Genomic DNA, 24,291 nt, shown 5'->3' with positions numbered 1-24,291 from the left:
TCGAACTGGCGCTGGCTGCCAGCTTGCGTTACCAGCGCCAGGGTGCACTGCTGATGATAGACCTTGATAACTTCAAGGCTGTGAATGACACCATGGGCCATGGTGCAGGGGATCAGTTACTGATCGAGGTGGCGGCCCGCTTGCGCGGTTGCTTGCGTGACAGCGATACCGTTGCCCGCCTGGGCGGGGATGAGTTTGTCGTGATCCTGCAGGAGGTTGAAGGTGGGCCAAGGGTGGCCAAATCCATCAAAGCGGTTGCCGATAAATTGCTGGCCTGCTTGGGCGAGCCTTATGATTTGCAGCGTGAAGAAGGCGGTCTGGCGCGGGTGCATCAGTGCACAGCCAGTATCGGTATCGCACTATTTAGCAGTGATGGCGTAGCCGCCAACGAGTTGATGAAGCGCTGCGATACCGCCTTGTATCGTGCCAAGGCGGAAGGCCGCAATGCCTTGAGCTTTTTCGATTCGGAGATGCAGGTTGCTATCGTGACCCGGGTCGCGTTAGAGCAAGACCTGCGCCGGGCACTCGATGAGCAGCAGTTCGAGCTTCATTATCAGCCGCAGGTCGATATGGATGGCTTGGTGCTCGGTGCCGAAGCCCTGATCCGCTGGCGGCACCCGCTGCGCGGGATGGTTGCGCCTGCCGAGTTTATCCCGCTGGCAGAAGAAACCGGGCTCATTTTGCCCATAGGCTATTGGGTACTGCAAACGGCCTGTGCCCAACTGGCACGCTGGGCGGCTGATCCGCAATTCTCCCAGCTGACGTTGGCCGTCAATGTCAGCGCGTGCCAGTTTGGTCATCCCGACTTTGTCACACAGGTGCTGGAGTTGATGGAGCGCAACGCGGTACCGCCGTCACGGCTCAAGCTTGAACTGACCGAAAGCCTGTTGCTGGATAATGCCGAAGAAGTGGTCAGCCGGATGTTGATGCTCAAGGCGCGTGGCCTGTGTTTTTCGCTGGATGATTTTGGTACCGGGTATTCTTCGCTGTCTTATCTGAAGCGTTTGCCGCTTGAACAGTTGAAAATCGACCGCTCTTTCATCCGTGACATATTTACCGACCCAACTGATGCCGTCATCGTGCGGACTGTACTGGCGTTGGGGCATAGTCTGGGGCTGGATGTGATGGCAGAGGGGGTGGAGACGGTTGAACAGCGTGATCTGTTGCGGTCTTTTGGTTGCTGCTGCTATCAGGGGTATCTGTTCAGCCCACCCCTGCCTTTGCAGCAGTTCGAGGCTAGAGTACGCCACAGCGCGGGTGTCGTTTCCATTTAAGTTGGCCTATTCGTTCGGTTTCTTCTTTAGAATCTGGCCCGCCCGCCTGCGGTACAACACCTTGCCCGCCATGCGAGCTCTATGGCTTGCTGGTGAGTCGCATATCCTTGATGTCCCCGCCATCCGGCAAAATCGGAAGCGCAGTGATCCCCGCGCTCTTGCCGTGAACCTTCTCTTGGCACAACACCCATCCGGCTTGACGGATCCATCGCTCGCGGCAAAGGCGCAGGCGTGTATTTTTACGCGCTAAAAATGCGTTTACCCAAGGCGGAAATGTTATTTGTTAGTTTTACTATGGTTATAGGCTTCCAATTTAATTGGAAATGATTAGAATGGCACCGCCAAGACTTGCATCTGGCATTAATAGCCATTGGAGAAGCCTGTTAATGAATAAAAATTACATAATCAAGTATGGCAAATTCGGTTTGCCGCTATTGCTGGCTGGCTGTCTTGGCGGGGGGGGGGCGCCGGGAGATACCCAATCGTCAGCGCCTGGTATGAGCCCTCGCCTGTTATCCATGGGTGGCGGCGAGCAGCCGTATGATGCGATATCGGCGGCCTTGGCTAGCGGAGATGCCAGCGAGTTGCCGCTGGATGCCCATCCGCTACTACTCGCCCAGGCCCGTACGATAGCGCTTACGGCCAAGAGTCAGCACGCGCAGTTGCTGCAGCCGCTGATCATCGACGGTATCTCGCAGGGCTTCGATTTTGGCGGGAACAGTCGTCAGGTCGGGCCAAGCGGGGTCGGTGTCGCCGCCTCGCTGGTGATCGCGGATAACGGTGCCTCCATGGCTGCTGTTTCCGAGGTGGACAGCGGGCGCGCCATGTCCTGGGGCGGCAATGTGCTGTGGAATATGGCGCTGGCCACGCGCACCCAGCAGGATTATTACCCTTTCTTCAAGCGCAGCTTTACCTGGTTGCTGACTGGCAATGCCGCAGGTGCCATGCCGGCGAAAGTGCGTTATTCCAGTCATGCCTATCCAGCAGCGGATGTCACCGCCTTTTTAAACCGTGCCGGCAGTAGCAGCACGGCAGTCGCTTGTGCGATTGAAAGGGAGAACAGTTGCTGGCAGGACATAGACCTATTCGTGTTCGGCCAAGGCAGCAGTAATACCGAGGCCACGGCGGCACAAGTCCGCAAGTATCTGGCAGCGGGTAAGTCGGTTGCCTATTTCCAGCAAAACTGGGGTGGCGGCGCAACGCTGGTCAATGAGGCCATGGGGCTGACACTCAGCCCGGATTATGGCGGCCAGTTTTGGGGCAAGGGGGCGGTAGCGGCGACGCGCACCGCTGCCGAGTCGCTACAAAAGGCCGATGAGAAGCTGGCGCTGTCGGCACGCATCGCGCTGGTGGATGCGTTGGCCAGCGATGATCTGGCCAACTGGAATACCAACGGCTATGTGGCGGCCATCGATCGCATCACTCAGGAAAAAAATATCTACCAGAGCCGTGGCGATAATCCGTTTGTGCTGCCCGGAACCGACTTCCTGCGACATATGCTGCTGTGGGCGGATGTATGGCGTCCCGAGGTGGATTATGGCCCGCTGAACAAGACGGGCAATGCCGCCGCCTTTTTGCGCGCACTGGCCTCCGACTCCTGGTCGTATGCCGCCCGCGCGACCACATCTACGCCTAAGAGCTATGGTGACTGGATGCCGGCTGCCGTCTCGACGATTGCGCACCCGCAGACACCGGAAGAGATGGTGGTGACCATTGCCCAAGGCAGCGGCAAGACCGCAATCGGCCGCGGCGCTTTGCCGGGCAAGCCGGTCGAGATCGAGGTACTGGACGATGGCGGTGCCGCTTATCTGGGGGTGCGTATCGGCTATATCCGTGCCCGCGGCAACCCGCTATCCGACAACTACGACCGCCCGCGCTATCCGGATGGCCATCAGGTGGTGCTCAAGCGTGGCCAGGTCAATACCGTCGTCTTCCCTTGGGGCGGTCCGCTGTTCCTCGACTACAGTGGCACGGCGGCCGGCAAAGAGGTGAAGCTGCGCATCAAGGGCGGTATCCGCTACGCCCACTTTGACTTCACCAAGCCGATAGACATGGCCGAGCAGGCCGAGGCCGTGGCAGCGCTCAGCCGCGGCGATTTCGGCTGGCAGACTGCCAAGTTCGAAGGGGGTGAAGTCCAGCAGACAATAGCCAAGGCCAAGAGTGTGGTCGGCAGTAAGACACCGGAGCGTTATGTGCAGGACGACCTCAAGGGTCTGATCTTCGACAGCAACCATCTGGTAAACGGTTACGGCAATATGCCGATGTCGCCTAAAGTGGCCGAGTTATGTGCCCAGTTTGCTTGGGAGTGTAGCGGCAGCAAGCAGCGCGCACCCTCGGTGCAGCATTTTGTCGGCTGGATCGCGGCCTGCGGTTTTTTGTGTTCGGGTAATCCGTCCGATGGCTATGCCGGGCTGGCGCCGGGTTGGGGCTGGTGGCATGAACTGGGCCACAACACCGTGCCGCGCTCGCAAAAGCTGGTGTTCGAAGGCAAGGGCTGCGTGACCGAGTGCGACAACAATATTCTCGCCAATGCCAGCGCCTTGCGCCAGTACGCGCTGACCGGTGCGGATGTTAACGGCGACCGCATCGACCACAAGACGCTGTATGGTGCGGCCAAGCGTTCTGTCGACAAGGGCTTGAGTGATGCCGCCTTGCAGCAGGATATCTACAGCTGGTTCTGGGTCGGCGCGGGGCAGAGCCATAACGCCATGCGTGCCGTGCACTTCCAGTTGGCCTACCTCTATGCGCAGGTGCGCCATGGTCAGGCCAAGCCGGAACCGCTGACCAGTCTGGAGTATTTCACCTTGCTGTCCAAGGGCGACCGTCTGGTGGCCTCGGCTTGGGATGCGGCCAATAAGGGCAAGTATGCAATGGGGCGCTATGCCAACAACAGCATCAGCAACCACGAGCTGCTTTATGTGCTGTCGTCCAAGGTCATCGGCCGCGACCTGCGTAAACTGTTCGAGCTGTACGGCATCCCGCTATCGGCGCAGGCAACGGATTCGGTTGCCGATCTGGCCTTGCCGTTACAGGACAAGGTGTTCTACGCACTGGCGCCGGGCAAGGGTAACCAGCTGGCTAGCGGCCAGTGGCTGAATCTGGAATCGGGGATGCCCGTTTACCCCTACTGAGCACAGGTATGCGTGTATGCAGCCGGCCGTCAGGCCGGCTTTTTTCTGCGCAGCAGACCGGCATAGAGGACGATGTTGACGAGAAGTAGTACGCCTGCCAGCAGCCATTGCAGCGGGCGGTTCAGTGCGGGCGGGTAGATCAGCGCCGTCAGATAGTGCTCGATGAAACCACCGGCGTAGCCGGATTCTCCAGCCAGGGTAAGCAGGCGGTTTTCCAGCGCTGTCAGCGGGCAGGGCCAGTTGGCGGCCTCGACCAGAAAGCCCCACAGCGCCGTGGGCAGATGCAGCCAGGCTAGGCGCGGCCAGCGCAGGCACAGCAGCGCACCGGCGACGGCAAAGGCGATAAAGGCCAGATGCAGCAGCAGGATGGCGTTGGCTGCGATGTGCCAGTACATGGCCGGTGCCTAGGCCGTCAGTTCGGGCAGGTCCCGGAACAAGGCCAGTGCCTCGGGATTGGCTAGCGCCGAGAGGTTGCTGACAGGTTCGCCGTGAATGATATTTTTCACCGCCAGTTCAACGATCTTGCCCGACAGGGTGCGCGGAATGTCGGCCACCGCGATGATAAGGGCAGGCACATGGCGCGGGCTGGCACCGTCACGGATTTTATTTTTGATGGTGGCGATCAGGGCGGTCTCCAGCCGTATCCCCGTTTGCAGGCGCACAAACAGGAGCACCCGTTCATCACCTTGCCAGCGCTGGCCGACGGCCAGACTCTCGATGACTTCCGGGATCGCCTCGACCTGACGGTAGATTTCGGCCGTGCCTATGCGCACGCCGCCGGGATTGAGAATGGCATCGGAGCGGCCGTAGATGATCAGCCCGTCGTGGGCGGTGATTTCGGCATAGTCGCCATGGCTCCAGATACCGGCAAAGCGGGCGAAGTAGGCTTTGCGGTATAGGCTGCCATCCGGATCGCGCCAGAAACCGACCGGCATGGACGGGAAGGGCTGACGGCATACCAGTTCACCCTTCTCGCCGCGTAGCGGCACACCGGTTTCGCTGACGACATCCACCGCCATGCCCAGCCCTCGGCATTGCAGCTCGCCGGCCCAGACCGGCAGATTGGGGTTGCCCAGTGCGAAGCAGGACACGATATCGGTGCCGCCAGAGATGGACGCCAGATTGATGTCGGCCTTGATATGGCGGTAGACCCATTCAAAGCTCTCGGCCACTAGTGGCGAGCCGGTGGAAAATACCGCACGCAGGCTGTCCAGATGCCAGCGTTCGGCCGGCTTGAGGCCCAGCTTGCGCAAGCCGTCTAGATATTTGGCCGAGGTGCCGAAATGGGTGCAGTGGTGCTGCTCGGCGTAATCCCATAGCACGCGGCCATGGTCGGCAAAAGGGGAGCCGTCGTAGCACAGCAAGGTGGCGCCGCTGGCCAAGCCCGAGGCCAGCCAGTTCCACATCATCCAGCCACAGGTGGTGAAGTAAAGCAGGGTGTCGCCGGGGTGAATGTCGGCGTGCAGCTGGTGTTCCTTCAGATGCTGCAGCAAGGTGCCGCCGTGGCCATGCACGATGCACTTCGGTTTGCCGGTGGTGCCGCTGGAGTAGAGGATGAATAGCGGATGTCTGAATGGCACCCGGGTATATTCGATAGTGCGCGCCGGATAGGCGGCGATAAAGGCATCCAGTGTTTCGGCCTTGGGGAGCTGGGTGACGAAAGACTCGCCGGCACCAAGATAAGGCAGTACGACTACGCGCTTCACACATGCCAGCGCCGTGCTGATGGCGGTAACGCGGGGTTTTAAGTCGATGGCTTTGCCGTTATACCAGCAGCCATCCGGACAAAACAGGAGTTTGGGCTCGGTCTGGCCAAAGCGGTCAAGGCAGCCTTCCAGCCCGAAATCGGTGGAGCAACTGGTCCAGATCGCGCCCAGACTCACCGTCGCCAGCATGGCGGCCAGCGTTTCCGGCTGATTGGTGACAAAGCCGGCGACGCGATCACCGGCCTGAATGCCCATGGCGCGCATCGCCTGCTGCAGGCGCGAGACCAGCTCGTTCAGTTGGCGCCAGCTTAACTGGCGCTTGATCTTGTCCTCGCTCCAGAAAACACAGGCGACGGCCTCATCATTGCGGCGCAACAGGTTTTCGGCATAGTTAAGCCGCGCCTCGGGAAAGAAACGCGCTTCCTGCATATTATTTCCGTGCAGCAACAGGGTATGCCCCTTGTCGCCGATCACGCCGCAATAGTCCCACAGCAAGGACCAGAAGCAGGCACTGTGGTCGATACTGGCTTGCCACAGGCTGGCATAGTCGGGATAGGTCTCGCCGGTGACCGAGGCCATCAGGCGGCTAAATGCACTCAGGTGGCTGCTGGTAATGCGTTCCGGCCGGGGTGTCCATAGTGGCGTGTCGGGCATGATGTCTCCTTACTTGGCATCGCGCTGTTGCTGCGGATGGGCGGCGATAAAGGCGGGGAGTGCTGCACAGGCCGCATCGATGGCGACTAGTGTCGGGTAGGGTGCAAGATCCAGACCGAAGCGGCGTGCGTTGTATAGCTGCGGCACCAGGCAGCAATCGGCGAGCCCCGGGCTGTCCCCGTGGCAGAAGGGGCCGTCATGCGGCTCACCGGCGAGCCGGCTTTCGAGTGCCGCCAGTCCAAGGCCTATCCAGTGTTGTATCCACTGTGTCTTGAAGTCCTTGCCGATGCCCAGCTCGCCTTGCAGGTATTCGAGTACCCGCAGATTGTTCAGCGGGTGGATGTCGCAGGCGATGATGAGCGCTAAAGAATGCACCCGCGCCCGTCCCGCCGCATCCGGTGGCAACAGCGGCGTATCGGGGCGGGTTTCGTCCAGATATTCGATAATGGCCAGCGACTGGCTGATCCGGTTGTCGCCATCTTGCAGTAGCGGTACTAACTGCTGCGGGTTTAACCGGGTAAAGCCGGCATCTGCCTGCTCGTGGCGGCTCAGGTCGATGGCCAGCGGCGTGTACTCTATGCCCTTGAGCGCCAGGGCGATGCGTACGCGGTAGGCGGCCGAGCTTCGCCAGTAGCCGTAAAGCTTCATGCGTGGGTTTCCACCTGATTGATAATGCTGCCGAAGATGCTGTGGCCGTGCTCGTCATGCATGCTGATTTTGACCCGGTCGCCCATGCGCATAAAGGGTGTTTGGGGCGTGCCGGTTTCTATGGTCTCGTACATGCGGACTTCAGCCAGACAGCAAAAACCGACGCCGCCATGCTCGACCTTGGCACCGTATAGTTCGCCTTGCTTATTGGAGACCGTGCCCGAACCGACGATGGAGCCTGCGCTCAGTGCACGGGTCTTGGCAATATGGGCGAGCAGACGGGCGAAGCTGAATGCCATGTCCACGCCGGCATTGGGCCTTCCAAAGCACTCGCCATTGAGCTCGACCTGCAGTGGCAGATGCAGCTTGCTGTCTTGCCATGCCGGGCCCAGCTCATCCGGTGTGACGGCCACCGGCGAGAAGCTGGATGCCGGCTTGGACTGGAAAAATCCGAAGCCCTTGGCAAGTTCTGCCGGAATCAGATGCCTGAGCGAGACATCGTTGACCAGCATCACCAGACGGATGGCATCGGCACATTGTTGCTCGTTACTGCCCATCGCCAGGTCGGCGCTAACGACGGCGACTTCGGCCTCGAAATCTATGCCCCAGCTTTCAGCCGCAATAATGGCGTCGCGCGGGCCGATAAAACCATCCGAGCCGCCCTGATAAATCAACGGGTCGGTATAAAAAGAGGCCGGCATATCGGCGCCGCGCGCTTTGCGCACCAGTTCTACATGGTTGAGATAGGCCGAGCCGTCGGCCCACTGGTAGGCGCGGGGCAGGGGGGATGCGCATGCAGCTTCGTCAAAGGCAAATTCGCCGCTGACCGGGCCGGTTTCCAGTGCTTGTGCCATTTCAGCGAGCCTGGGCGACACGGCGTCCCAGTTGTCCAGCGCCGCTTGCAGGGTCGCCGCGATGGCCGGCACGGCCACGGCACGACTGAGATCACGCGACACGATTACGAGGGACCCATCGCGAGCGGCGGTTTTCAGGGTGGCAAGCTTCATGCTTCTTCTCCTTGCGGCCAGCTGCCGTCATGCATCCAGCGGGCGTGCCCTGGGGCTTTTTTTGTTTGCGACCATTCGTCCAGCATCGTGTGTTTCACCCGGCTGAGTTCTTCTAGCATGCCGGCTTTCGCGGTGTTGACGGCCAGTTCAAGACGATGACCGTTAGGATCGAAGAAATAGATGGAGAGAAACAGGGTGTGGTCGGTCGGGCCGACGACCTTGATGCCGGCCGCTTCCAGTCTGGCCTTGGTCGCCAGCAGGATCTCGATCGAGGCGACTTCCAGCGCCAGATGCTGTACCCAGTTGGGCGTATGGCGGTCGCGCCCCATCGGCTCCCGGGTCGGAAGTTCGAAGAAGGCGAGAATATTGCCGCCGCCTGCATCCAGAAATACATGCATATACGGGTCGGCCTCGCCGGTGGAGGGGACTTTGTCTTCGGCTATCGCCAGGACAAAGTCCATCTCCAGATGCTGCCGATACCAGCGCACGGTTTCTTTTGCATCGTGGCAGCGGTAGGCTACATGGTGAATCTTCTGGATCAGCATGGCGGTTTTTCCTCGCGTGGATCGCTGGTCGGTGGCCGGCCTAGGCTGGCACTGGATGGGTCAGCATAAGCGGTGTCGCGCTAAAACGGGAGGCATGCCATGCCTTTGTCGATTCATGCCTTGAATGATTATGCCAAATATAGCGATGAACGTGGTTTAGCCGGCTCTTGTACTGCGCCCCAGAGCCTGTGCCACGCGCGAGACCGGTTGTCGTCCCAGTGCCTCACTGATAAACCAGGCGGTGTCGACCACCTGCTGCAAATGGACACCGGTCGGTATCCCCATGCCGGCCAGTAACCACAGTACGTCTTCGGTCGCTACATTGCCCGACGCGCCTTTGGCATACGGGCAGCCGCCAAGGCCGGCGATGGAACTGTCGAATGTGTGTATCCCCATCTCCAGTGCGGCGACGATATTGGCAATCGCCATGCCGTAGGTGTCGTGAAAATGGCAGGCCAGTTGTTGCGCCGGTACCCGGGCCAGTACGGCATCCAGCATGATCCTGACCCTATTGGGCGTGCCGGTGCCGACGGTATCGCCCAGACTTATTTCATAGCAGCCCATCTCGGCAAAGGCTGCGGCAAGGTCGGCGACACGCGCCGCCGCGATGTCGCCCTCGTACGGGCAACCGGCCACGCATGACACATAAGCCCGTACCCGTAAGCCGGCAGCCAGCGCGTGGCGTGTGACTTGTGCAAAGCGGATCAGGCTTTCGTGGATGCCCATGTTGATATTGTGCTGGCTGAAGCTTTCGCTGGCGGCACCAAATACGGCAATTTCGCGCGCACCGGCTTTGAGTGCAGCATCCAGTCCCTGCTCGTTGGGCACCAGCACCGGATAACTGACGGGGCCGGCCAGATCCAGTGCCGCAAGCACCTCGGCCGTACCCGCCATCTGCGGCACCCAGCGCGGCGACACAAAGGCACCGGCTTCGATATGGCTCAAGCCTGCTGCGGCCAGACGCCGGATCAGCTCGACCCTCAGCGCGACCGGCAAGGCCTGTTTTTCATTTTGCAGCCCGTCGCGCGGGCCGACTTCGACTATTTTGACCTGCATCCCTGTCTCCTTATGCTGTTTCAAAGTCCAGCAGTTCGTCGCCGTCACTCACCTGTTCGCCCGCTGCAAACAGATAGCTGCGTACCATGCCATCGGCCGGTGCCCTGAGCGTGTGCTCCATTTTCATCGCTTCCAGTATCATCAGCGGTGTGCCCTTTTCCAGTGGTGTGCCGACCTGTGCCAATAGCGCGACTACGCGGCCGGGCATGGGTGCCTTGATCTGGGCATGGCCATGAATTTCGCTACGGGCATAGGCATAAGGGTCGCCTAGTGTGGCGGTAAGGCTTTGCCCTTGGGTAAACAGGATGCGCTGCCCGCCTTGCCGGATCATGCGTGCCTGATAGCGATGTCCGTTTAGCCATGCATAGAGCCCTTCGGCAGTGTGCTGGATGCGGGCGCTCAGCGCCCCCAGCGGGGTGGTGATGTCAAACCCGTCCTGCCGGTATTCCAGCAGAACGGTGTATGGATGCCCGGCTATCGTCCATTCGAAGCTGCGTTTAAGCGTGCCATTGAGGCGCCAGCCGCTTGCGACTGATGATGTCCGGGCGGTGGTCGCGGCCTCGGCCAGGGTGAGCAGTGCCAGTTGCCATGCCGCGGGCGGGGCGGGGGGCGGAATGAGTTGTGCTTCAGCGCGTGCAATCAGGCCGGTATCGACTTGCCCTGCAGCAAACTCCGGGTGTGCGGCCAGCCGGCCAAGAAAGTCGATATTATTCGCGACACCTGCGATCTGGCATTCGCTCAAGGCCAGGCGCAGGCCTTGCAGTGCGATGTCGCGCGTCTCGCCCCAGACGATCAGCTTGGCGATCATCGGGTCATACCACGGCGAGATGGTATCGCCCTGAAGCACGCCGCCATCGATGCGTACCCGCGCCGAGCCCGCCGGCAGGCGCAGGTGGGTCAGCGTGCCGGTGGAGGGCAAAAAGCCCTTGTCCGGATCTTCGGCGTAAATGCGTGCTTCGAAGGCGTGGCCGTGAATGGCAAGCTGCTGTTGTTTGAGCGGGAGTGCTTCGCCGGCGGCGATGCGGATCTGCCACGCGACCAGATCCTGTCCGGTAATCATCTCGGTGACCGGATGCTCGACCTGTAGCCGCGTATTCATCTCCATAAAGTAGAAGACGCCGCCGCTGTCCATGATGAATTCGACCGTGCCGGCGCCGACATAGCCCACGGCGCGCGCCGCTGCACAGGCGGCCTCGCCCATGGCCTGGCGGATGGCTTCCGGCAGATGGGGCGCCGGCGCTTCTTCTATGACTTTCTGGTGGCGGCGCTGGGCCGAACAGTCGCGTTCGAACAGGTAGACCGCGTTGCCGTACTTGTCTGCAAATAGCTGGATCTCGATATGGCGCGGGCGTTGCAGGTATTTTTCCAGCAGCACCACCTCGTCGCCGAAGGCAGCCAGTGCCTCGCGCCGGCATGACGCCAGCGCGGCGGCGAAATCGTCTTCACGTTCGACGACGCGCATGCCCTTGCCGCCGCCGCCTTGCACCGCCTTGATCAGTAGCGGGTAGCCGATCCTGTTTGCTTGTTGCAGCAGAAAAGCATCGTCCTGTCTCTCGCCGTGGTAGCCCGGTACCAAAGGAATGCCTGCACTGTGCATCAGTGTCTTGGCGGCCGATTTGGAGCCCATGGCACGAATGGCCGACTCCGGCGGGCCGATAAACGTAATGCCGGCCGCGAGGCAGGCGGCGGCAAAGTCAGCGTTCTCCGATAAAAATCCGTAGCCGGGGTGGATGGCATCGGCACCGCTGGCCTTGGCCGCAGCGATCATGCGCTCGGCCTTTAAATACGATTCGGCGGCGGGGCTTGCACCGATATGGATGGCTTCGCCGGCCAGCTTGACGTGCTGTGCATCGGCGTCGGCATCGGAATAAACGGCGACGGTGCGTATGCCCAGCCGGTGGGCGGTGTGCATGATGCGGCAGGCGATTTCGCCACGATTGGCGATCAGTATCTTGCTGGGCATTAGCGCGTCTCCTCTTGCCAGGCGGGGCGGCGTTTATCGAAAAAAGCCGCCAGCCCTTCCTGCGCTTCGGCGCCGGTGCGGGTTTGGGCAATCAGGCTGGCGGTTTCAGCCAGCCAGCTATCATCGGCGGTCGAGTTTTCGGCCGTCTGGCGTAGCAGGGACTTGCTGTTGGCGATGGCTTGCGGTGCACCCAGTGCCAGTTGTTGAGCCAGTTTTTCGATGCAGGCATCCAGCGCATCGGCAGGTACCAGCTCGTGTACCAGCCCCAGCTGCCATGCCTTGTCGGCGCTGATCCGTTCGGCTGATAGGGTGTAGCGGCGCATGGCGCGCAGGCCGATCGCCTCGCTGACATAAGGGGCGATGGTGGCCGGTATCAATCCCAAGCGCACTTCAGACAGGCCGAATACGGCCTGCTCGGTGGCGACGGCGATATCGCAGGCCGCGACAAGTCCCATGCCGCCGGCCATTGCCGCGCCGTGTATGCGGGCAATCACCGGTTTGGGGCTGCGGTATATTGTCTTGAGCAGGGTGGCCAGTGCTTGGGCATCCTCCCGGTTTTGCGTGGCCGTAAATGTTGCCGCCCGGCGCATCCAGTCAAGATCGGCACCAGCACAGAAGCTGGTGCCGCACCCGGCCAGCACAATGACCCGTATAGCGGTCTCGCCGGCCAGCTGCTGCAGGCTGTGGGTCAGTTCGCGTATCACATGTTCATCCAGCGCATTATGCCGTTCCGGACGGTTGAGCCAGATGGTGGCGGTGTGCCGCTTGCGTTCTATTAGCAGTGTGCTTGTCTGCATTGCGGGCCTCACATGCGGAACACGCCGAAGCGGGTATCGGGGATGGGGGCGCCGAGGCTGGCATCCAGTGCCAGCGCCAGAACCTCGCGCGTTTGCGCCGGATCGATAATGCCGTCGTCCCACAGACGGGCGCTGGCATAAAACGGGTGGCCCTGCCGCTCGTACTGTGCCCGTATCGGCGCTTTGAAATTTTCTTCGTCTTCGCGACTCAAGGCATCGCCCAACTGCTCGCGCTTGACGGTGGCCAGTACCGAGGCTGCCTGTTCACCCCCCATCACCGAAATGCGGGCATTGGGCCACATCCACAGGAAGCGCGGGTCGAAGGCGCGTCCGCACATGCCGTAGTTGCCGGCACCGAAACTGCCGCCGATGACCACGGTAAATTTCGGCACCGCCGCACAGGCGACGGCAGTCACCAGCTTGGCGCCGTCGCGTGCGATGCCGCCGTTTTCGTACTTCTTGCCGACCATGAAGCCGGTGATGTTCTGCAAAAAGATCAGCGCGATCTTGCGCTGGCAGCACAGCTCGATAAAGTGCGCGCCCTTGAGCGCGGACTCGGAAAACAGAATGCCGTTATTGGCTATGATGCCGACCAGATGGCCGTTGAGCCGGGCAAAGCCGGTAATCAGCGTGGTGCCATAGTTGGCCTTGAACTCATCAAAAGCCGAGTCGTCGCTCAGCCGCAGAATGATTTCGCGTACATCGAAGGGCTGCTTGCTGTCGGCCGGAATCACGCCGTAAAGCTCGTCGGCGCGATGCCGTGGCGGCTTGGCCGGTGTGGTGTCGCGCCCATCCTGCCCGGGCCAGTTCAGGTCGCCGATAATGCGCCGTGCGATAGCCAGTGCATGGCCGTCGTTCTCGGCCAGATGGTCGGCCACCCCCGAAACGCGGGTGTGCACCTCGCCGCCGCCCAGTTCCTCGGCAGTGACCACTTCGCCGGTGGCCGCTTTGACCAGTGGCGGCCCGCCCAGAAAAATGGTGCCTTGCCCCCGTACGATGATGGTTTCGTCGCTCATGGCCGGGACGTAGGCGCCACCGGCGGTGCATGAACCCATTACTACCGCGATCTGCGGAATGCCGGCGGCAGACAACTGTGCCTGGTTGAAAAAGATGCGGCCGAAGTGTTCGCGGTCGGGAAAAACCTCGTCCTGCAAGGGCAGGAAGGCGCCGCCGGAGTCGACCAGATAGACGCAGGGCAGGCGGTTGCTGCGGGCGACTTCCTGTGCGCGCAAATGTTTTTTCACCGTCATCGGGTAGTAGGTGCCGCCCTTGACGGTGGCGTCGTTGGCGACGATCACGCAATTAACGCCGGCAATGCGGCCGATGCCGCAGATGATGCCGGCGCCGGGGGCGTCATCACCGTACATGCCATCTGCCGCCAGTTGTGACAGCTCGAGAAAGGGCGCGCCGTCGTCGAGCAAGAGGTCTATCCGTTCGCGCGGCAACAGCTTGCCGCGTGCCTGATGTTTGGCGCGTGCGCTGTCTCCGCCGCCCCGTGCCGCCCGGGCGACGTGCGACTTCAGTTCATCGACCAGTACGCGCATGCGTGCCGTATTGGCCTGAAAGTCCGCGCTGCGCGTGGATAGGGTGGATTCGAGTATGGGCATGGTGGGGAGTGGAAAATGGGGAGTAGGGAGTAGTTGGAGGGAGTGGGGAGTAGGGGCGGTGACTCACCACTCCCAACTCCCCACTCCCTGATTAGCGCTGTTCGGCCATCAGTTCCCGGCCTATCAGCCAGCGGCGGATTTCACTGGTGCCGGCCCCGATTTCATACAGCTTGGCATCCCTGAGCAGGCGGCCGGCCGGCAAATCGTTGGTGTAGCCGACGCCGCCCAGGCACTGAATGGTGTCCAATGCCATCCGCGTCGCATTCTCGGCGCTGTACAGGATCACCCCGGCCGCATCCTTGCGTACGGTACGGCCGCTGCTGCCTGCATCGAGTGCGGCGCCGACGGCGTAGACATAGGCGCGGCTGGCCGACAGCGTGACATACATATCGGCCAGCTTGCCCTGCATCAACTGGAAGTCGCCGATAGGCTGGCCAAACTGCTTGCGTGCGGTGAGGTAGGGCAGGGTGAGGTCCATACAGGCCTGCATGATGCCCAGGGGGCCGGCTGCCAGTACCGCACGTTCGTAATCGAGGCCGCTCATCAGGACATTGACGCCGCCACCGACGTCCCCCAGGACGTTGGCCGCCGGCACCTCGCAGTTGTCGAAGTAGAGCGGGTAGGTGTTGGAGCCGCGCATGCCCAGCTTGTCCAGCTTGCTGCCATGACTGAAGCCGGCCATGCCCTTTTCAATGATGAAGGCCGTCATGCCGCGTGCGCCGGCTGCCGGGTCGGTCTTGGCGTAGACCACCAGCACATCGGCGTCGCCTCCATTGGTGATCCACATCTTGCTGCCGTTCAGTACGAAGTGGTCGCCGTGGCGGATGGCGGAAAGCTTCATGCTGACGACGTCGGAGCCGGCATCCGGTTCGGACATGGCCAGTGCGCCTATCTTGCTGCCTGCGATCAGGCCGGGCAGGTAGCGCTGTTTTTGTGCCTGATTGCCATTGCGGCTGATCTGGTTGACGCACAGATTGGAGTGCGCGCCATAAGAGAGGCCAACCGAGGCCGATGCGCGTGAAATTTCCTCCATGGCAATCATGTGCGCAAGATAGCCTAGCCCCGCACCGCCATAGCTTTCTTCTGCCGTGATGCCCAATAGGCCCATTTCGCCCAGCTTGAGCCACAAATCGGCGGGAAACTGGTTGTCGCGGTCGATTGCGGCTGCGCGTGGCGCAATTTCGATATCGGCGAATGCGCGCACGGCTTCCCGCAGTGCACGGCAGGTGTCGTCAAGGCCAAAGTTCTGACTTGCTTGCATGCGGGTGTCTCCTGTCGTTGTTTGTCTTGATCATGAGTTACGTTAACGTAAACGTCAATCATGATGCGTGTAAAAACAGGAGGCTGTGGTATCTGCGCCGCAGTGGACTTAGTCCGGTGCTGCGGTCTGCGTGCGGCAGTGAATTTCCAGTGTGTCTATTTCCGTCAGGATGGCATCCAGATCCCGGCGTTGCGCTTCGAGTTGCCGGCGTCGTTCCTGTAGCAGATCCAGCAGCTTGGCCGCTTGGCTGGCTTGTTCGCGCTGATCGTAAAGCTCGATAATTTCACGGATATCGGTCAGGGACAGCCCGATGCGCCGGCCGCGCAGGATGAGTTTGATACGGGCACGGTCACGTTTGGAGAACAGGCGGTTGCGCCCCTGGCGCTCGGGTTCTATCAGTCCCTGTTCTTCATAAAAACGCAGGGTACGCAGGGTAATGTCGAATTCGCGGGCGAGTTCGGAGATCGTAAAATGATCTTGCATTTGGTTGTGGCCTCTTTTTATTGCAATATCTTACTACTGTATTGCCCTGATGTAGTCAGCCCCGTTTAAAGAAGCACGCTGATTTTGCGCGCTACGGGGCCCGCAGGTCGGCTATGGTGGAGCCAAAGGCATGCCCAGTCGGATCTGCATCGCCCACAGCCTGCGGCTAAGGGTACAATACCTGCAATCGAATTTTTTCAAGGAATCACCATGACAGTTCAAGCATTCACCGACGCAGATCTGACGCGACTGGAAACCCTGCTCTCGCCGCTGGCAGTCGATGGTTCGACCATGCGCACTGACGAAGTTCAGGGCTTTTTTTGCGCAGTTGCCAGCGGCCCCGACCGCATGCCGCTGGACGAGTTGCTCAATGAAGCCTTGGGCGATGCGCCCGCATTTGGCAGCGCCGAAGAGGAAGCTGAAGCGCGTGAACTGTTGACACGCTTGTTCCAGAATACCGAAGACGCACTGGCCAATGGCGATATGCCGGAAATGATCCTGTTTTCAGAAGAAGACAGTGACGAAGCCGATTACTGGGCCTGGTGTAATGCCTACCTCTACGCGCTGGATGTTGTCGAGACCGACTGGTTTGAGGTTGCCGATGATGAGGGCTTCGAGGATCTCTTGTATCCGGTAATGGCATTGGGCGGTATTTTCGAACAGGAAGATGGCGAAGATCTGATCTCTTTCAGCGATGCCGAACTGGATGCTTTCAAGGACGAAGTAGAGGATGCCATCCTGGCCGTGTATGCCTACTGGCGTGCCAAGGAGCAAGCGCCTGCAACCGTGCGCCGCGAAGGCGACAAGGTTGGCCGCAATGATCCGTGCCCATGCGGCAGCGGCAAAAAGTACAAGGCCTGCTGCGGCAAGGTCTGAGCTTGATGGCCCGAATATAAAAACCCCGGCGGACGGTCCGCCGGGGTTTTTGTTTTTCAGCGGCTTGACTTAGCGTGTTTGCTGGGCAGGTACCAGATCCAGCGCTTCCAGTGCCTCATTGGCAACCACTTCCGGTTCGTCCGCTTCCTGTTCGGTCTCGCCGTTCAGTACGCGGTGCATGCGCGCAACATCCAGCGCATTTTCCCACTTGGCGATCACCACGGTCGCCACGCCATTGCCGATCAGATTGGTAATGGCGCGCGCTTCGGACATAAAGCGGTCAACACCGATCAATAGGGCCAAGCCTTCCACCGGCAGTTTGCCGCCCAGTGTCGCCAGTGTCGCTGCCAGGGTGATAAAGCCGCCGCCGGTGACTGCTGCTGCGCCCTTGGAGGTCAGCAGCAGTACACCCAGAATGCCCAGCTCTTCGGTCAGTGTCAGTTCGACATTGGTCGCCTGCGCGATAAAAATCGCCGCCATGGTCAGGTAGATCGAGGTGCCGTCCAGGTTGAACGAGTAGCCGGTCGGGATCACCATGCCGACTACCGGCTTGGAGCAGCCCAGGTTTTCCAGCTTACTCATCATGCGTGGCAGTGCGGTTTCGCTCGACGAGGTGCCCAGCACCAGAATCAGTTCTTCCTTGATATAGGCCAGGAACTTGATCAGGCTAAAGCCGTGCAGCTTGGCGATGGTACCCAGCACCACGAATACGAAGGCGAAGCAGGTGATGTAGACACACAGCATCAAAAAGCCCAACTGCTTGAGCGAGCCGATACCGTATTTGCCGATGGTGAACGCCATCGCGCCGAAGGCACCGATAGGCGCCAGCTTCATCAGCATGCCGATGATGCCGAACAGCGCGTGCGAGAATTCGTCAAGGATGGATACCAGAGGCTTGCCCTTGTCGCCCAGTCGCGTCAGCGCCAGACCCAAGAGTACCGAGAACAGCAGCACCTGCAGGATCTCGCCACCGGCAAAGGCGCCGACGACCGTGTCCGGGATGATGTGCATCAGAAAGTCGATAGTGCTCATCTCCTTGGCACTATCGGTGTACTTGGCAATGCTGGAGGCATCCAGTGTCGCCGGGTCGACATTGAGGCCGGCCCCCGGTTTGAGCACATTAACGACCACTAGACCGATCACCAGCGCCAGCGTGCTGACCACTTCGAAGTAGAGCAGCGACTTGAGGCCGACGCGGCCGACTTCCTTCATGTCGCCCATCTTGGCAATGCCGACGACGACGGTGGTGAAAATGATGGGGGCGATCATCATTTTGATCAGCTTGATGAAGGCATCACCCAGTGGCTTCATCTTGGCACCGAGTTCGGGCATGAAGGCACCCAGCGCCACACCTAGCGTGATCGCGAGCAAAACCTGAAAATACAGGCGTGAATACAGCGGTTTATGGCTCATGGCATGGCTTCCTGTTTGCGAATCCTGTTTACCGATGGGATGGTGTTTTGCGGTATGGATTTTTGCAGGATGCTAGCTGTCAGGCGCGCATGGGGTAATTGCGGAATTCCCCATCAGGGAAAACAGCAATTGCATTCTGTTTTATTGCGGATACGTGAACAATAAAAAAGGCCCCGCAGGGCCTTGGTGGATGGGCGTTCGATCAGAAGGCGAAGTTTTCGTCTTCCAGTGCCATCAAAGGCTTGGCGCCTGTCTTGATGGTGACTTTCAGCGCCTCCACTTGCGGCAGCAGTTTGGCGTAGTAGAAGCGGGCGGTGGTGATCTTGGCGTTGTAGAACGCGTCGTCGCCCGAGCCCAGCTTGGTATACGCCACTTCGGCCATGCGTGCCCACAGCCAGGCGTAGGTGATGTGGCCGATCAGGCGCAGGAAGTCGGTCGCGGCTGCGCCGGCTTCGTCCTTGTCCATCATGGAGGCCATGCCGATGCCCATGGTGGTTTCGCCGACTTCTTTCAGCAGCTTGGACAGCGGGCCGACAAATTCGGCCAGCTGTGCGTTGCCGGCATTCGCCTCGCAGAACTTGTGGATCAGCTTGGAGAATTTGCGCAGCTTGGCACCCTGATCCAGCAGCACCTTGCGGCCCAGAAGGTCGATAGCCTGAATGCCGTTGGTGCCTTCGTACAGCTGCGAGATGCGGCAGTCGCGTACCAATTGCTCCATGCCCCACTCGCGGATGAAGCCGTGGCCGCCGAAAATCTGCACGCCCATATTGGCCGCTTCATAGCCGTTGTCGGTCATGAAGGCCTTGGCCACCGGTGTCAGCAGCGCAACCAGATCGGCCGCATCCTGACGCATCTCAGCATCCGGGTGTTTTTCTTCGATATCCAGCTGCAAGGCCAGCAGCGCGGTCAGCGCACGGCCGGCTTCGGTGTAGGCTTTTTGCGTCAGCAGCATACGGCGCACATCGGGGTGCACAATAATCGGGTCGGCGGCCTTCTCTGGAAACTTGGCACCGGTGAGGGCGCGCATTTGCAGGCGGTCGCGTGCATAAGCCAGTGCGCCCTGGAACGAGGCTTCGCCGATGCCCAGGCCCTGCATGCCGCAACCCAGGCGTGCTGCATTCATCATGGTGAACATGCAGGACAGGCCTTTATTTGCCTCACCGATCAGGTAGCCCTTGGCGTTGTCGAGATTGATCACTGCCGTGGCATTGGCCTTGATGCCCATTTTGTGTTCTAGCGCGCCACAGGCAACGGGATTGCGGCTGCCGTCTGCGTGGAACTTGGGTACGATAAACAGCGAAATGCCTTTCACATCCTTGGGTGCGTCCGGCAGGCGGGCCAACACCAGATGGATGATGTTGTCGGACATGTCGTGCTCGCCGGCCGAGATGAAAATCTTGGTGCCGGTGATGCTGTAGCTGCCGTCGCCATTGGGCTCGGCCTTGGTTTTCAGCAGGCCCAGATCGGTGCCGCAATGCGGTTCGGTCAGGCACATGGTGCCGGTCCAGCTACCGTCGACCAGATGCGGCAGATAGGTCGATTTTTGTTCGTCGGTGCCGTGCGCATGGATTGCGGCATAAGCACCATGCGACAGGCCCGGATACATGCTCCATGCCACGTTGGCCGAGCATTGCATTTCCATGATGGGGAAGGCGAGTGCCTTGGGCATGCCCTGGCCGCCATAAGCCGGGTCGCAATCCAGACCGGTAAAGCCCAGTTCGCAAAACTGCTGGTAAGCTTCCTTGAAGCCGGATGGTGTCTTGACGCTATGGTCGGCGGGGTTGAACTCGCAGCCTTCCTCATCGCCGCTACGGTTAAGCGGCGCAATTTCGTTTTCGCAGAACTGGGCAGCGGCTTCGAGGTAGGAAGCGAAGATATCCTGAGTGGCTTCTTCGTAGCCCGGCAACGCAGGGATAATGTCCTGAACTTTGATCAGTTCATTTAGAACGAAGTCGAGGTCGCGCAAGGGGGCTTTGTAGGCTGGCATCAGAGGTATCTCCTAAGAGTGTCGCACCCGGGGCGTCCGGGGTATATTTTGCCGTGCTGCCGGCACTTGCCAGTAGCATTCAAACGTATGTTTAAATCACTTGGCCGTGTTTTACAATCCCTAAAGTGAGAAAAATTTCTTTCTTTAATCTTTGATACTTGCCAGTGAGCAAAATTGCGACACTTTTCGTCTACCCACCGGAGTGTGCGAGGCCCAGGCCGGCGCTTTTATGGAGGCAGCTCTGGCTGGGGATGTGGTCGGTACTGCGGCTGAGTTCATTCACTGGAATAAATCGAATGGGAAGGTGCTGACGCGCCGGCGTTTGGCGCAACAGAAGATGTTTGCCGGGCTTGGGTGGCACTTCGTTCGCGCTGACCACCCCAACGCCTGCTGGCAAGGTGGGGTGGCCTGACGCTTATGTTTGGGCGGGATTTACTTGGCCGGCTGGATGTCGGTGACCAGCATCTTGCCGCCTTCATGGCGGACCATGAAGCGGATCTGGTCGCCGACCTTGACCTTGTCCAGTAGCGCCTTGTCGCTGGCGATGAATACCATGGTCATGCTTGGCATGTCCAGATGCTGGATGGGGCCGTGCTTGATGGTGATCTTGCCGCTGGCAGGGTCAAGCTTGCGCACTTCGCCTGCGGTGAGCGAGTCGGCTGCTGTGTGGTTCATGTGCATGCTGGGGGTGGCGTGGCTGGTGCCTGCCAGTGGTGCCAGCGTGGCGAGGCCGAGCGCGCAGCCCTGAAGCAGTTTGCGGATAGGGGACATGTCGTATTCCTTGATGTGAAGGATGTGTGGGGCGGGGTTTAGCGGGGACTGACCTTGATCTGCCCCTTCATGCCGGCCTCGTAGTGGCCGGGGTGCAGGCAGGCGAAATGGACGATGCCAGTCTTGGTAAAACGCCAGATCATCTCGCCCTTGCCGCCGGGTGCGAGCGTCAGCTTGCCCGGTTCGTCGTGTTCCATGTCCGGGTATTTCTTCATGACTTCGTTGTGTTCGACGAGTTCCTTTTCGGTGCCCAGGCTGAACTCGTGCTTGAGTTTGCCGCTATTGGTCAGTACGAAGCGGATCGTTTCGCCTTGCTTGACCGAAACTTGCTGCGCGGAGAAACGCATGGTGTCGCGCATGTCGACCGCGATTGTTCTGCTGATCTCGGCGGGCTTGCCGGGTTGGCCGATGGCGGATTCACCGTGGGCGCCCGCGTGGGTGCCGCTTGCGACTGCCGGGGTGATCGTCAGGCTGCTCAGCCAGACGGCGACAAAAATAGCGTGTTTTTTCATGCAGCGTGCTCCAAAAGGGCGGGTCAGTGTTGCTTGTGCTGGGCACCGGGCTTCTTCGCTTTGACGGTGGTGCCGCCAGGCGTGGCGGGTTGTGGCTTTTGCCGCTGCGGCGCTTTCAGTGCGCCGGTGTACTCATAGGCGACGGTGCCGGCCGGGTGGCGGAACCAGCCCGGATCACGGTAGTCGCCGGGGCGCTGGTCCTTGCGCACCTTGAGTACGCTGAACATGCCGCCCATTTCCAGCGGGCCGTATTGGCCGTGGCCGGTCATCATCGGCGCGGTGTTGTCCGGGATGGGCATTTCCATCGCGCCCATGTCGGCCATGCCACGCTCGCCCATCAGCATGTAGTCCGGCGCCACTTGCTGGATCTTGCCGATCAGGTCACGGTGATCGACACCGATCATGGTCGGCACGTCGTGTCCCATTGCATTCATGGTGTGGTGGCTCTTGTGGCAGTGGATCGCCCAGTCGCCTTCTTCGTCGGCGATAAATTCGAGTTGGCGCATCTGGCCGACGCCGATGTCGGTGGTGACCTCGTGCCAGCGCGCGGACTTCGGGGTCGGCCCGCCGTCGGTGCCGGTGACCATGAACTCATGACCGTGCAGGTGGATCGGGTGGTTGGTCATGGTCAGGTTGCCGACCCGGATGCGGACCTTGTCATTCAGCCTGACGTTCAGCGAGTCGATGGCTGGGAAAATCCGGCTATTCCAGCTCCAGATATTGAAATCGCTCATGGTCATGACCTTGGGCGTGCGGCTGCCGGGCTCGACGTCGAACGCGTTGAGCAGGAAGCAGAAGTCGCGGTCGACCTCGTCGATGAGCGGGTGCGGGTTCTTGGGGTGGGTGATCCACATGCCATGCATGCCCATCGCCATCTGAACCATTTCGTCGGCGTGCGGGTGGTACATGAAGGTGCCGGGGCGACGGGCGACGAATTCGTAGACGAAGGTTTTGCCTGGCTTGATGGCGGGCTGGGTCAGGCCGGAGACGCCGTCCATGCCGTTGGGCAGGCGCTGCCCATGCCAGTGGATACTGGTGTGCTCGGGTAGCTTGTTGCTGACAAAGATCCGCACGCGGTCGCCTTCGACCACTTCGATGGTCGGTCCCGGACTCTGTCCGTTGTAACCCCATAGTTGGGCGGTAAAACCAGGCGCCATCTCGCGCTCGACCGGTTCGGCGACCAAGTGGAACTCCTTGACGCCGTTGTTCATCCGCCATGGCAAGGTCCAGCCGTTCAGAGTGACGACAGGGTTGTACGGGCGGCCGCTATTGGGTTGCAGCGGCGGTGCGGTTGCGACCGAGGTCTGGATGACCGGTTCGGGCAGGGCGGCCAGCGCCGAGCGGGCGATAGTTGCGCCGACCACGGCGGTGGTGACGCCGGCAAAGAAGCGGCGGCGGGAAGAATTAATGCTCATATGTGTCCCTTTTTGTTCAATGCCCGGCGCTAGCCGTACCCGTGCCGCTGTCAGCCCCCGCCAAGGCGAGGGGTTCGGGCTTGCCGCCCAGCATGATCCATTGCAGGTCGGCGTCCGCCAGCCAGAAGTCCCGGGTGGCGTCGATGGCTGCGACCCGTGCCCCGGCCAGCGCCCGTGCCTCTTCAAGCAGGTTCCAAGTGTTCAATAACATGCCGTTGTAGCGCAGCGCGGTTTCGTCGTAGATGAGTTGGTGCAGCCTGAGCGAGTCATCCAACTGGCTGCGGGCGAGCGTGTACGCCGTGCGGTAGGCCTGATAGGCAAGCGTGGCGTTGACGCTCAGGGTGATGCTTTCGCTTTTGGGTAGCCGCGCCGCCACGCTTTGCACCCGCTCTTGCACCAGCCGTTCGTTTATCGGTTCTGCCGGCAATGCGGGCAGCTTGGCAGGCAGTTGCAGCGTCTGTGCCGGGTTGCGGGTCCACTGGCCCAGCGCCTTGAGCACAGTCGCCTCGCCAAGTTCGGCGGCGTAGCGGTCACGTTGCCATTGCTGGGTCGCCTGTGTCTTGACCAGTTGCTGGCGTGCCGCTTGCAGTTTGCTCCAGTTGCCGACTTCCGCCATGCGCTCGCCAAGCTCTGCGCCTGCTTCGGCTGCCTGCACCACCTGCTGCTGGTAGGGGCGCGCCTGCACCTGTGCGATGGCGCCCAGCAGGGTCTTGCGGGTGGCGTGGGCAACTTCGAGAACTTCCGCCGAGTCGGCGATGCCCAGCACCCGGTGTGCGGACAGCGCATGCCACTGGCCGCTGGCAATCAGGGCGGTATCGGCTTTGCCCAGGCGGTTCAGCGGAGCGGCGAGGCCCGTGTGGGGGCGCCAGGCGAGGCGGATGGCCTCGTCGATATCGGCAAGCACCAGTGTGGCGGTTTGGGCTTCTGACTGGGCGGGCGGCAGGCGCTTGGCCTGTTCCCACTTCACGACGTCTGCGTGCCCGCGAGGAAATTCGGCAACCTGCCGGTTTGCTTCGCTCCAGTTTGTGCGCGGCTGCTGGGCCTGCGCAAGGCCAGCCAGCAACGGCAGCGTGACCAGCCATATTCTGTGTCTATCCATACTTGGGTTTCCTTTGTTGCTGCTCAGGCCTTGCCCCGTTGGCAAGGGGGCGCAATCTCCGTAGTTGTGCCCCGAGTATGGAGATG

20 protein-coding genes and 1 pseudogene are annotated in these 24,291 nt (G+C 60.7%); 3 read left to right on the top strand and 18 right to left on the bottom strand.

What is annotated here, in order from left to right; genetic code table 11:
- Together ACRC1E_RS09560 and ACRC1E_RS09555 are read left to right on the top strand one after the other, a co-directional pair.
- Positions 1 to 1,274: putative bifunctional diguanylate cyclase/phosphodiesterase (locus ACRC1E_RS09560; protein ID WP_438514865.1), on the top strand; the 1,274-nt coding region annotated here is incomplete at its 5' end.
- Positions 1,275 to 1,660: 386 nt separating this feature from the next.
- The gene (locus ACRC1E_RS09555; RefSeq protein WP_438514864.1) at positions 1,661 to 4,405 is read left to right on the top strand and encodes an ImpA family metalloprotease; all 2,745 of its coding nucleotides are present in this window, start codon (positions 1,661 to 1,663) and stop codon (positions 4,403 to 4,405) included.
- A gap of 29 nt (positions 4,406 to 4,434) precedes the next feature.
- Here ACRC1E_RS09555 and ACRC1E_RS09550 read toward each other — a convergent pair whose 3' ends face one another.
- The 12 genes and pseudogenes from ACRC1E_RS09550 to ACRC1E_RS09495 all read right to left on the bottom strand — a co-directional run bounded on the left by ACRC1E_RS09550 (position 4,435) and on the right by ACRC1E_RS09495 (position 16,132).
- Complete coding sequence (locus tag ACRC1E_RS09550) at positions 4,435 to 4,800, bottom strand: DUF2784 domain-containing protein (RefSeq protein ID WP_438514863.1); 366 nt, start codon at positions 4,798 to 4,800, stop codon at positions 4,435 to 4,437.
- Positions 4,801 to 4,809: 9 nt separating this feature from the next.
- The gene (locus ACRC1E_RS09545; RefSeq protein WP_438514862.1) at positions 4,810 to 6,765 is read right to left on the bottom strand and encodes an acetoacetate--CoA ligase; all 1,956 of its coding nucleotides are present in this window, start codon (positions 6,763 to 6,765) and stop codon (positions 4,810 to 4,812) included.
- Between the two features lie 9 nt (positions 6,766 to 6,774).
- Positions 6,775 to 7,413: a maleylacetoacetate isomerase gene (maiA, locus tag ACRC1E_RS09540; protein WP_438514861.1), complete on the bottom strand. Its 639-nt coding sequence runs from the start codon at positions 7,411 to 7,413 to the stop codon at positions 6,775 to 6,777.
- On the bottom strand, positions 7,410 to 8,420 hold the full coding sequence (locus ACRC1E_RS09535; RefSeq protein ID WP_438514860.1) for a fumarylacetoacetate hydrolase family protein: 1,011 nt from the start codon (positions 8,418 to 8,420) through the stop codon (positions 7,410 to 7,412). Before ACRC1E_RS09535 ends, maiA begins: the two co-directional genes overlap by 4 nt.
- A complete protein-coding gene (locus ACRC1E_RS09530) occupies positions 8,417 to 8,965 on the bottom strand; it encodes a VOC family protein (protein WP_438514859.1) in 549 nt (182 codons plus the stop codon). The genes ACRC1E_RS09535 and ACRC1E_RS09530 overlap by 4 nt, the downstream gene beginning before the upstream one ends.
- 156 nt (positions 8,966 to 9,121) lie before the next feature.
- The gene (locus ACRC1E_RS09525) at positions 9,122 to 10,021 is read right to left on the bottom strand and encodes a hydroxymethylglutaryl-CoA lyase (RefSeq protein ID WP_438514858.1); all 900 of its coding nucleotides are present in this window, start codon (positions 10,019 to 10,021) and stop codon (positions 9,122 to 9,124) included.
- Positions 10,022 to 10,031: 10 nt separating this feature from the next.
- Positions 10,032 to 10,604 carry an acetyl-CoA carboxylase biotin carboxyl carrier protein subunit gene (locus tag ACRC1E_RS09520; protein WP_438514866.1) on the bottom strand — a complete coding sequence of 191 codons (573 nt, stop codon included), beginning with the start codon at positions 10,602 to 10,604 and terminating at the stop codon, positions 10,032 to 10,034.
- A 57-nt stretch (positions 10,605 to 10,661) separates the two neighbouring features.
- Positions 10,662 to 11,984 (bottom strand): annotated as a pseudogene (locus ACRC1E_RS09515) (acetyl-CoA carboxylase biotin carboxylase subunit); the annotation flags it as partial.
- Complete coding sequence (locus tag ACRC1E_RS09510) at positions 11,984 to 12,781, bottom strand: enoyl-CoA hydratase/isomerase family protein (RefSeq protein ID WP_438514857.1); 798 nt, start codon at positions 12,779 to 12,781, stop codon at positions 11,984 to 11,986. The pseudogene ACRC1E_RS09515 and the gene ACRC1E_RS09510, both read right to left, overlap by 1 nt.
- Before the next feature lie 8 nt (positions 12,782 to 12,789).
- Positions 12,790 to 14,388 (bottom strand): carboxyl transferase domain-containing protein, encoded by a 1,599-nt coding sequence (locus ACRC1E_RS09505; protein ID WP_438514856.1) that lies wholly within the window; start codon positions 14,386 to 14,388, stop codon positions 12,790 to 12,792.
- A 91-nt stretch (positions 14,389 to 14,479) separates the two neighbouring features.
- The gene (locus tag ACRC1E_RS09500; protein WP_438514855.1) at positions 14,480 to 15,649 is read right to left on the bottom strand and encodes an isovaleryl-CoA dehydrogenase; all 1,170 of its coding nucleotides are present in this window, start codon (positions 15,647 to 15,649) and stop codon (positions 14,480 to 14,482) included.
- A 108-nt stretch (positions 15,650 to 15,757) separates the two neighbouring features.
- Positions 15,758 to 16,132 (bottom strand): MerR family transcriptional regulator, encoded by a 375-nt coding sequence (locus ACRC1E_RS09495; RefSeq protein WP_438514854.1) that lies wholly within the window; start codon positions 16,130 to 16,132, stop codon positions 15,758 to 15,760.
- 210 nt (positions 16,133 to 16,342) lie between these two features.
- On the opposite strand from ACRC1E_RS09495, the gene ACRC1E_RS09490 reads away from it, so the two are divergent.
- Complete coding sequence (locus ACRC1E_RS09490) at positions 16,343 to 17,008, top strand: UPF0149 family protein (protein WP_438514853.1); 666 nt, start codon at positions 16,343 to 16,345, stop codon at positions 17,006 to 17,008.
- 69 nt (positions 17,009 to 17,077) lie between these two features.
- Here ACRC1E_RS09490 and ACRC1E_RS09485 read toward each other — a convergent pair whose 3' ends face one another.
- The 6 genes from ACRC1E_RS09485 to ACRC1E_RS09460 form a co-directional block, all read right to left on the bottom strand.
- Positions 17,078 to 18,421 carry a dicarboxylate/amino acid:cation symporter gene (locus ACRC1E_RS09485; RefSeq protein ID WP_438514852.1) on the bottom strand — a complete coding sequence of 448 codons (1,344 nt, stop codon included), beginning with the start codon at positions 18,419 to 18,421 and terminating at the stop codon, positions 17,078 to 17,080.
- Between the two features lie 202 nt (positions 18,422 to 18,623).
- On the bottom strand, positions 18,624 to 20,408 hold the full coding sequence (locus ACRC1E_RS09480) for an acyl-CoA dehydrogenase C-terminal domain-containing protein (protein WP_438514851.1): 1,785 nt from the start codon (positions 20,406 to 20,408) through the stop codon (positions 18,624 to 18,626).
- 432 nt (positions 20,409 to 20,840) lie between these two features.
- Positions 20,841 to 21,179, bottom strand: coding sequence for a copper-binding protein (locus ACRC1E_RS09475; protein ID WP_438514850.1), 339 nt, complete (start codon positions 21,177 to 21,179; stop codon positions 20,841 to 20,843).
- 38 nt (positions 21,180 to 21,217) lie between these two features.
- Entirely contained in the window at positions 21,218 to 21,691 is a 474-nt protein-coding gene (locus tag ACRC1E_RS09470) for a cupredoxin domain-containing protein (protein ID WP_438514849.1), read from the bottom strand.
- A gap of 23 nt (positions 21,692 to 21,714) precedes the next feature.
- Entirely contained in the window at positions 21,715 to 23,106 is a 1,392-nt protein-coding gene (locus ACRC1E_RS09465; RefSeq protein ID WP_438514848.1) for a multicopper oxidase family protein, read from the bottom strand.
- 16 nt (positions 23,107 to 23,122) lie between these two features.
- Positions 23,123 to 24,205 carry a hypothetical protein gene (locus tag ACRC1E_RS09460; RefSeq protein ID WP_438514847.1) on the bottom strand — a complete coding sequence of 361 codons (1,083 nt, stop codon included), beginning with the start codon at positions 24,203 to 24,205 and terminating at the stop codon, positions 23,123 to 23,125.
- Positions 24,206 to 24,291 lie beyond the last annotated feature (86 nt).

It is taken from the genome of Craterilacuibacter sp. (assembly GCF_051659485.1).
In the GTDB taxonomy this organism is placed as follows: domain Bacteria; phylum Pseudomonadota; class Gammaproteobacteria; order Burkholderiales; family Chromobacteriaceae; genus Craterilacuibacter.
The sequence above is the reverse complement of the archived record's forward strand: the minus strand, read 5'-3'. Positions and strand labels throughout refer to the sequence as shown.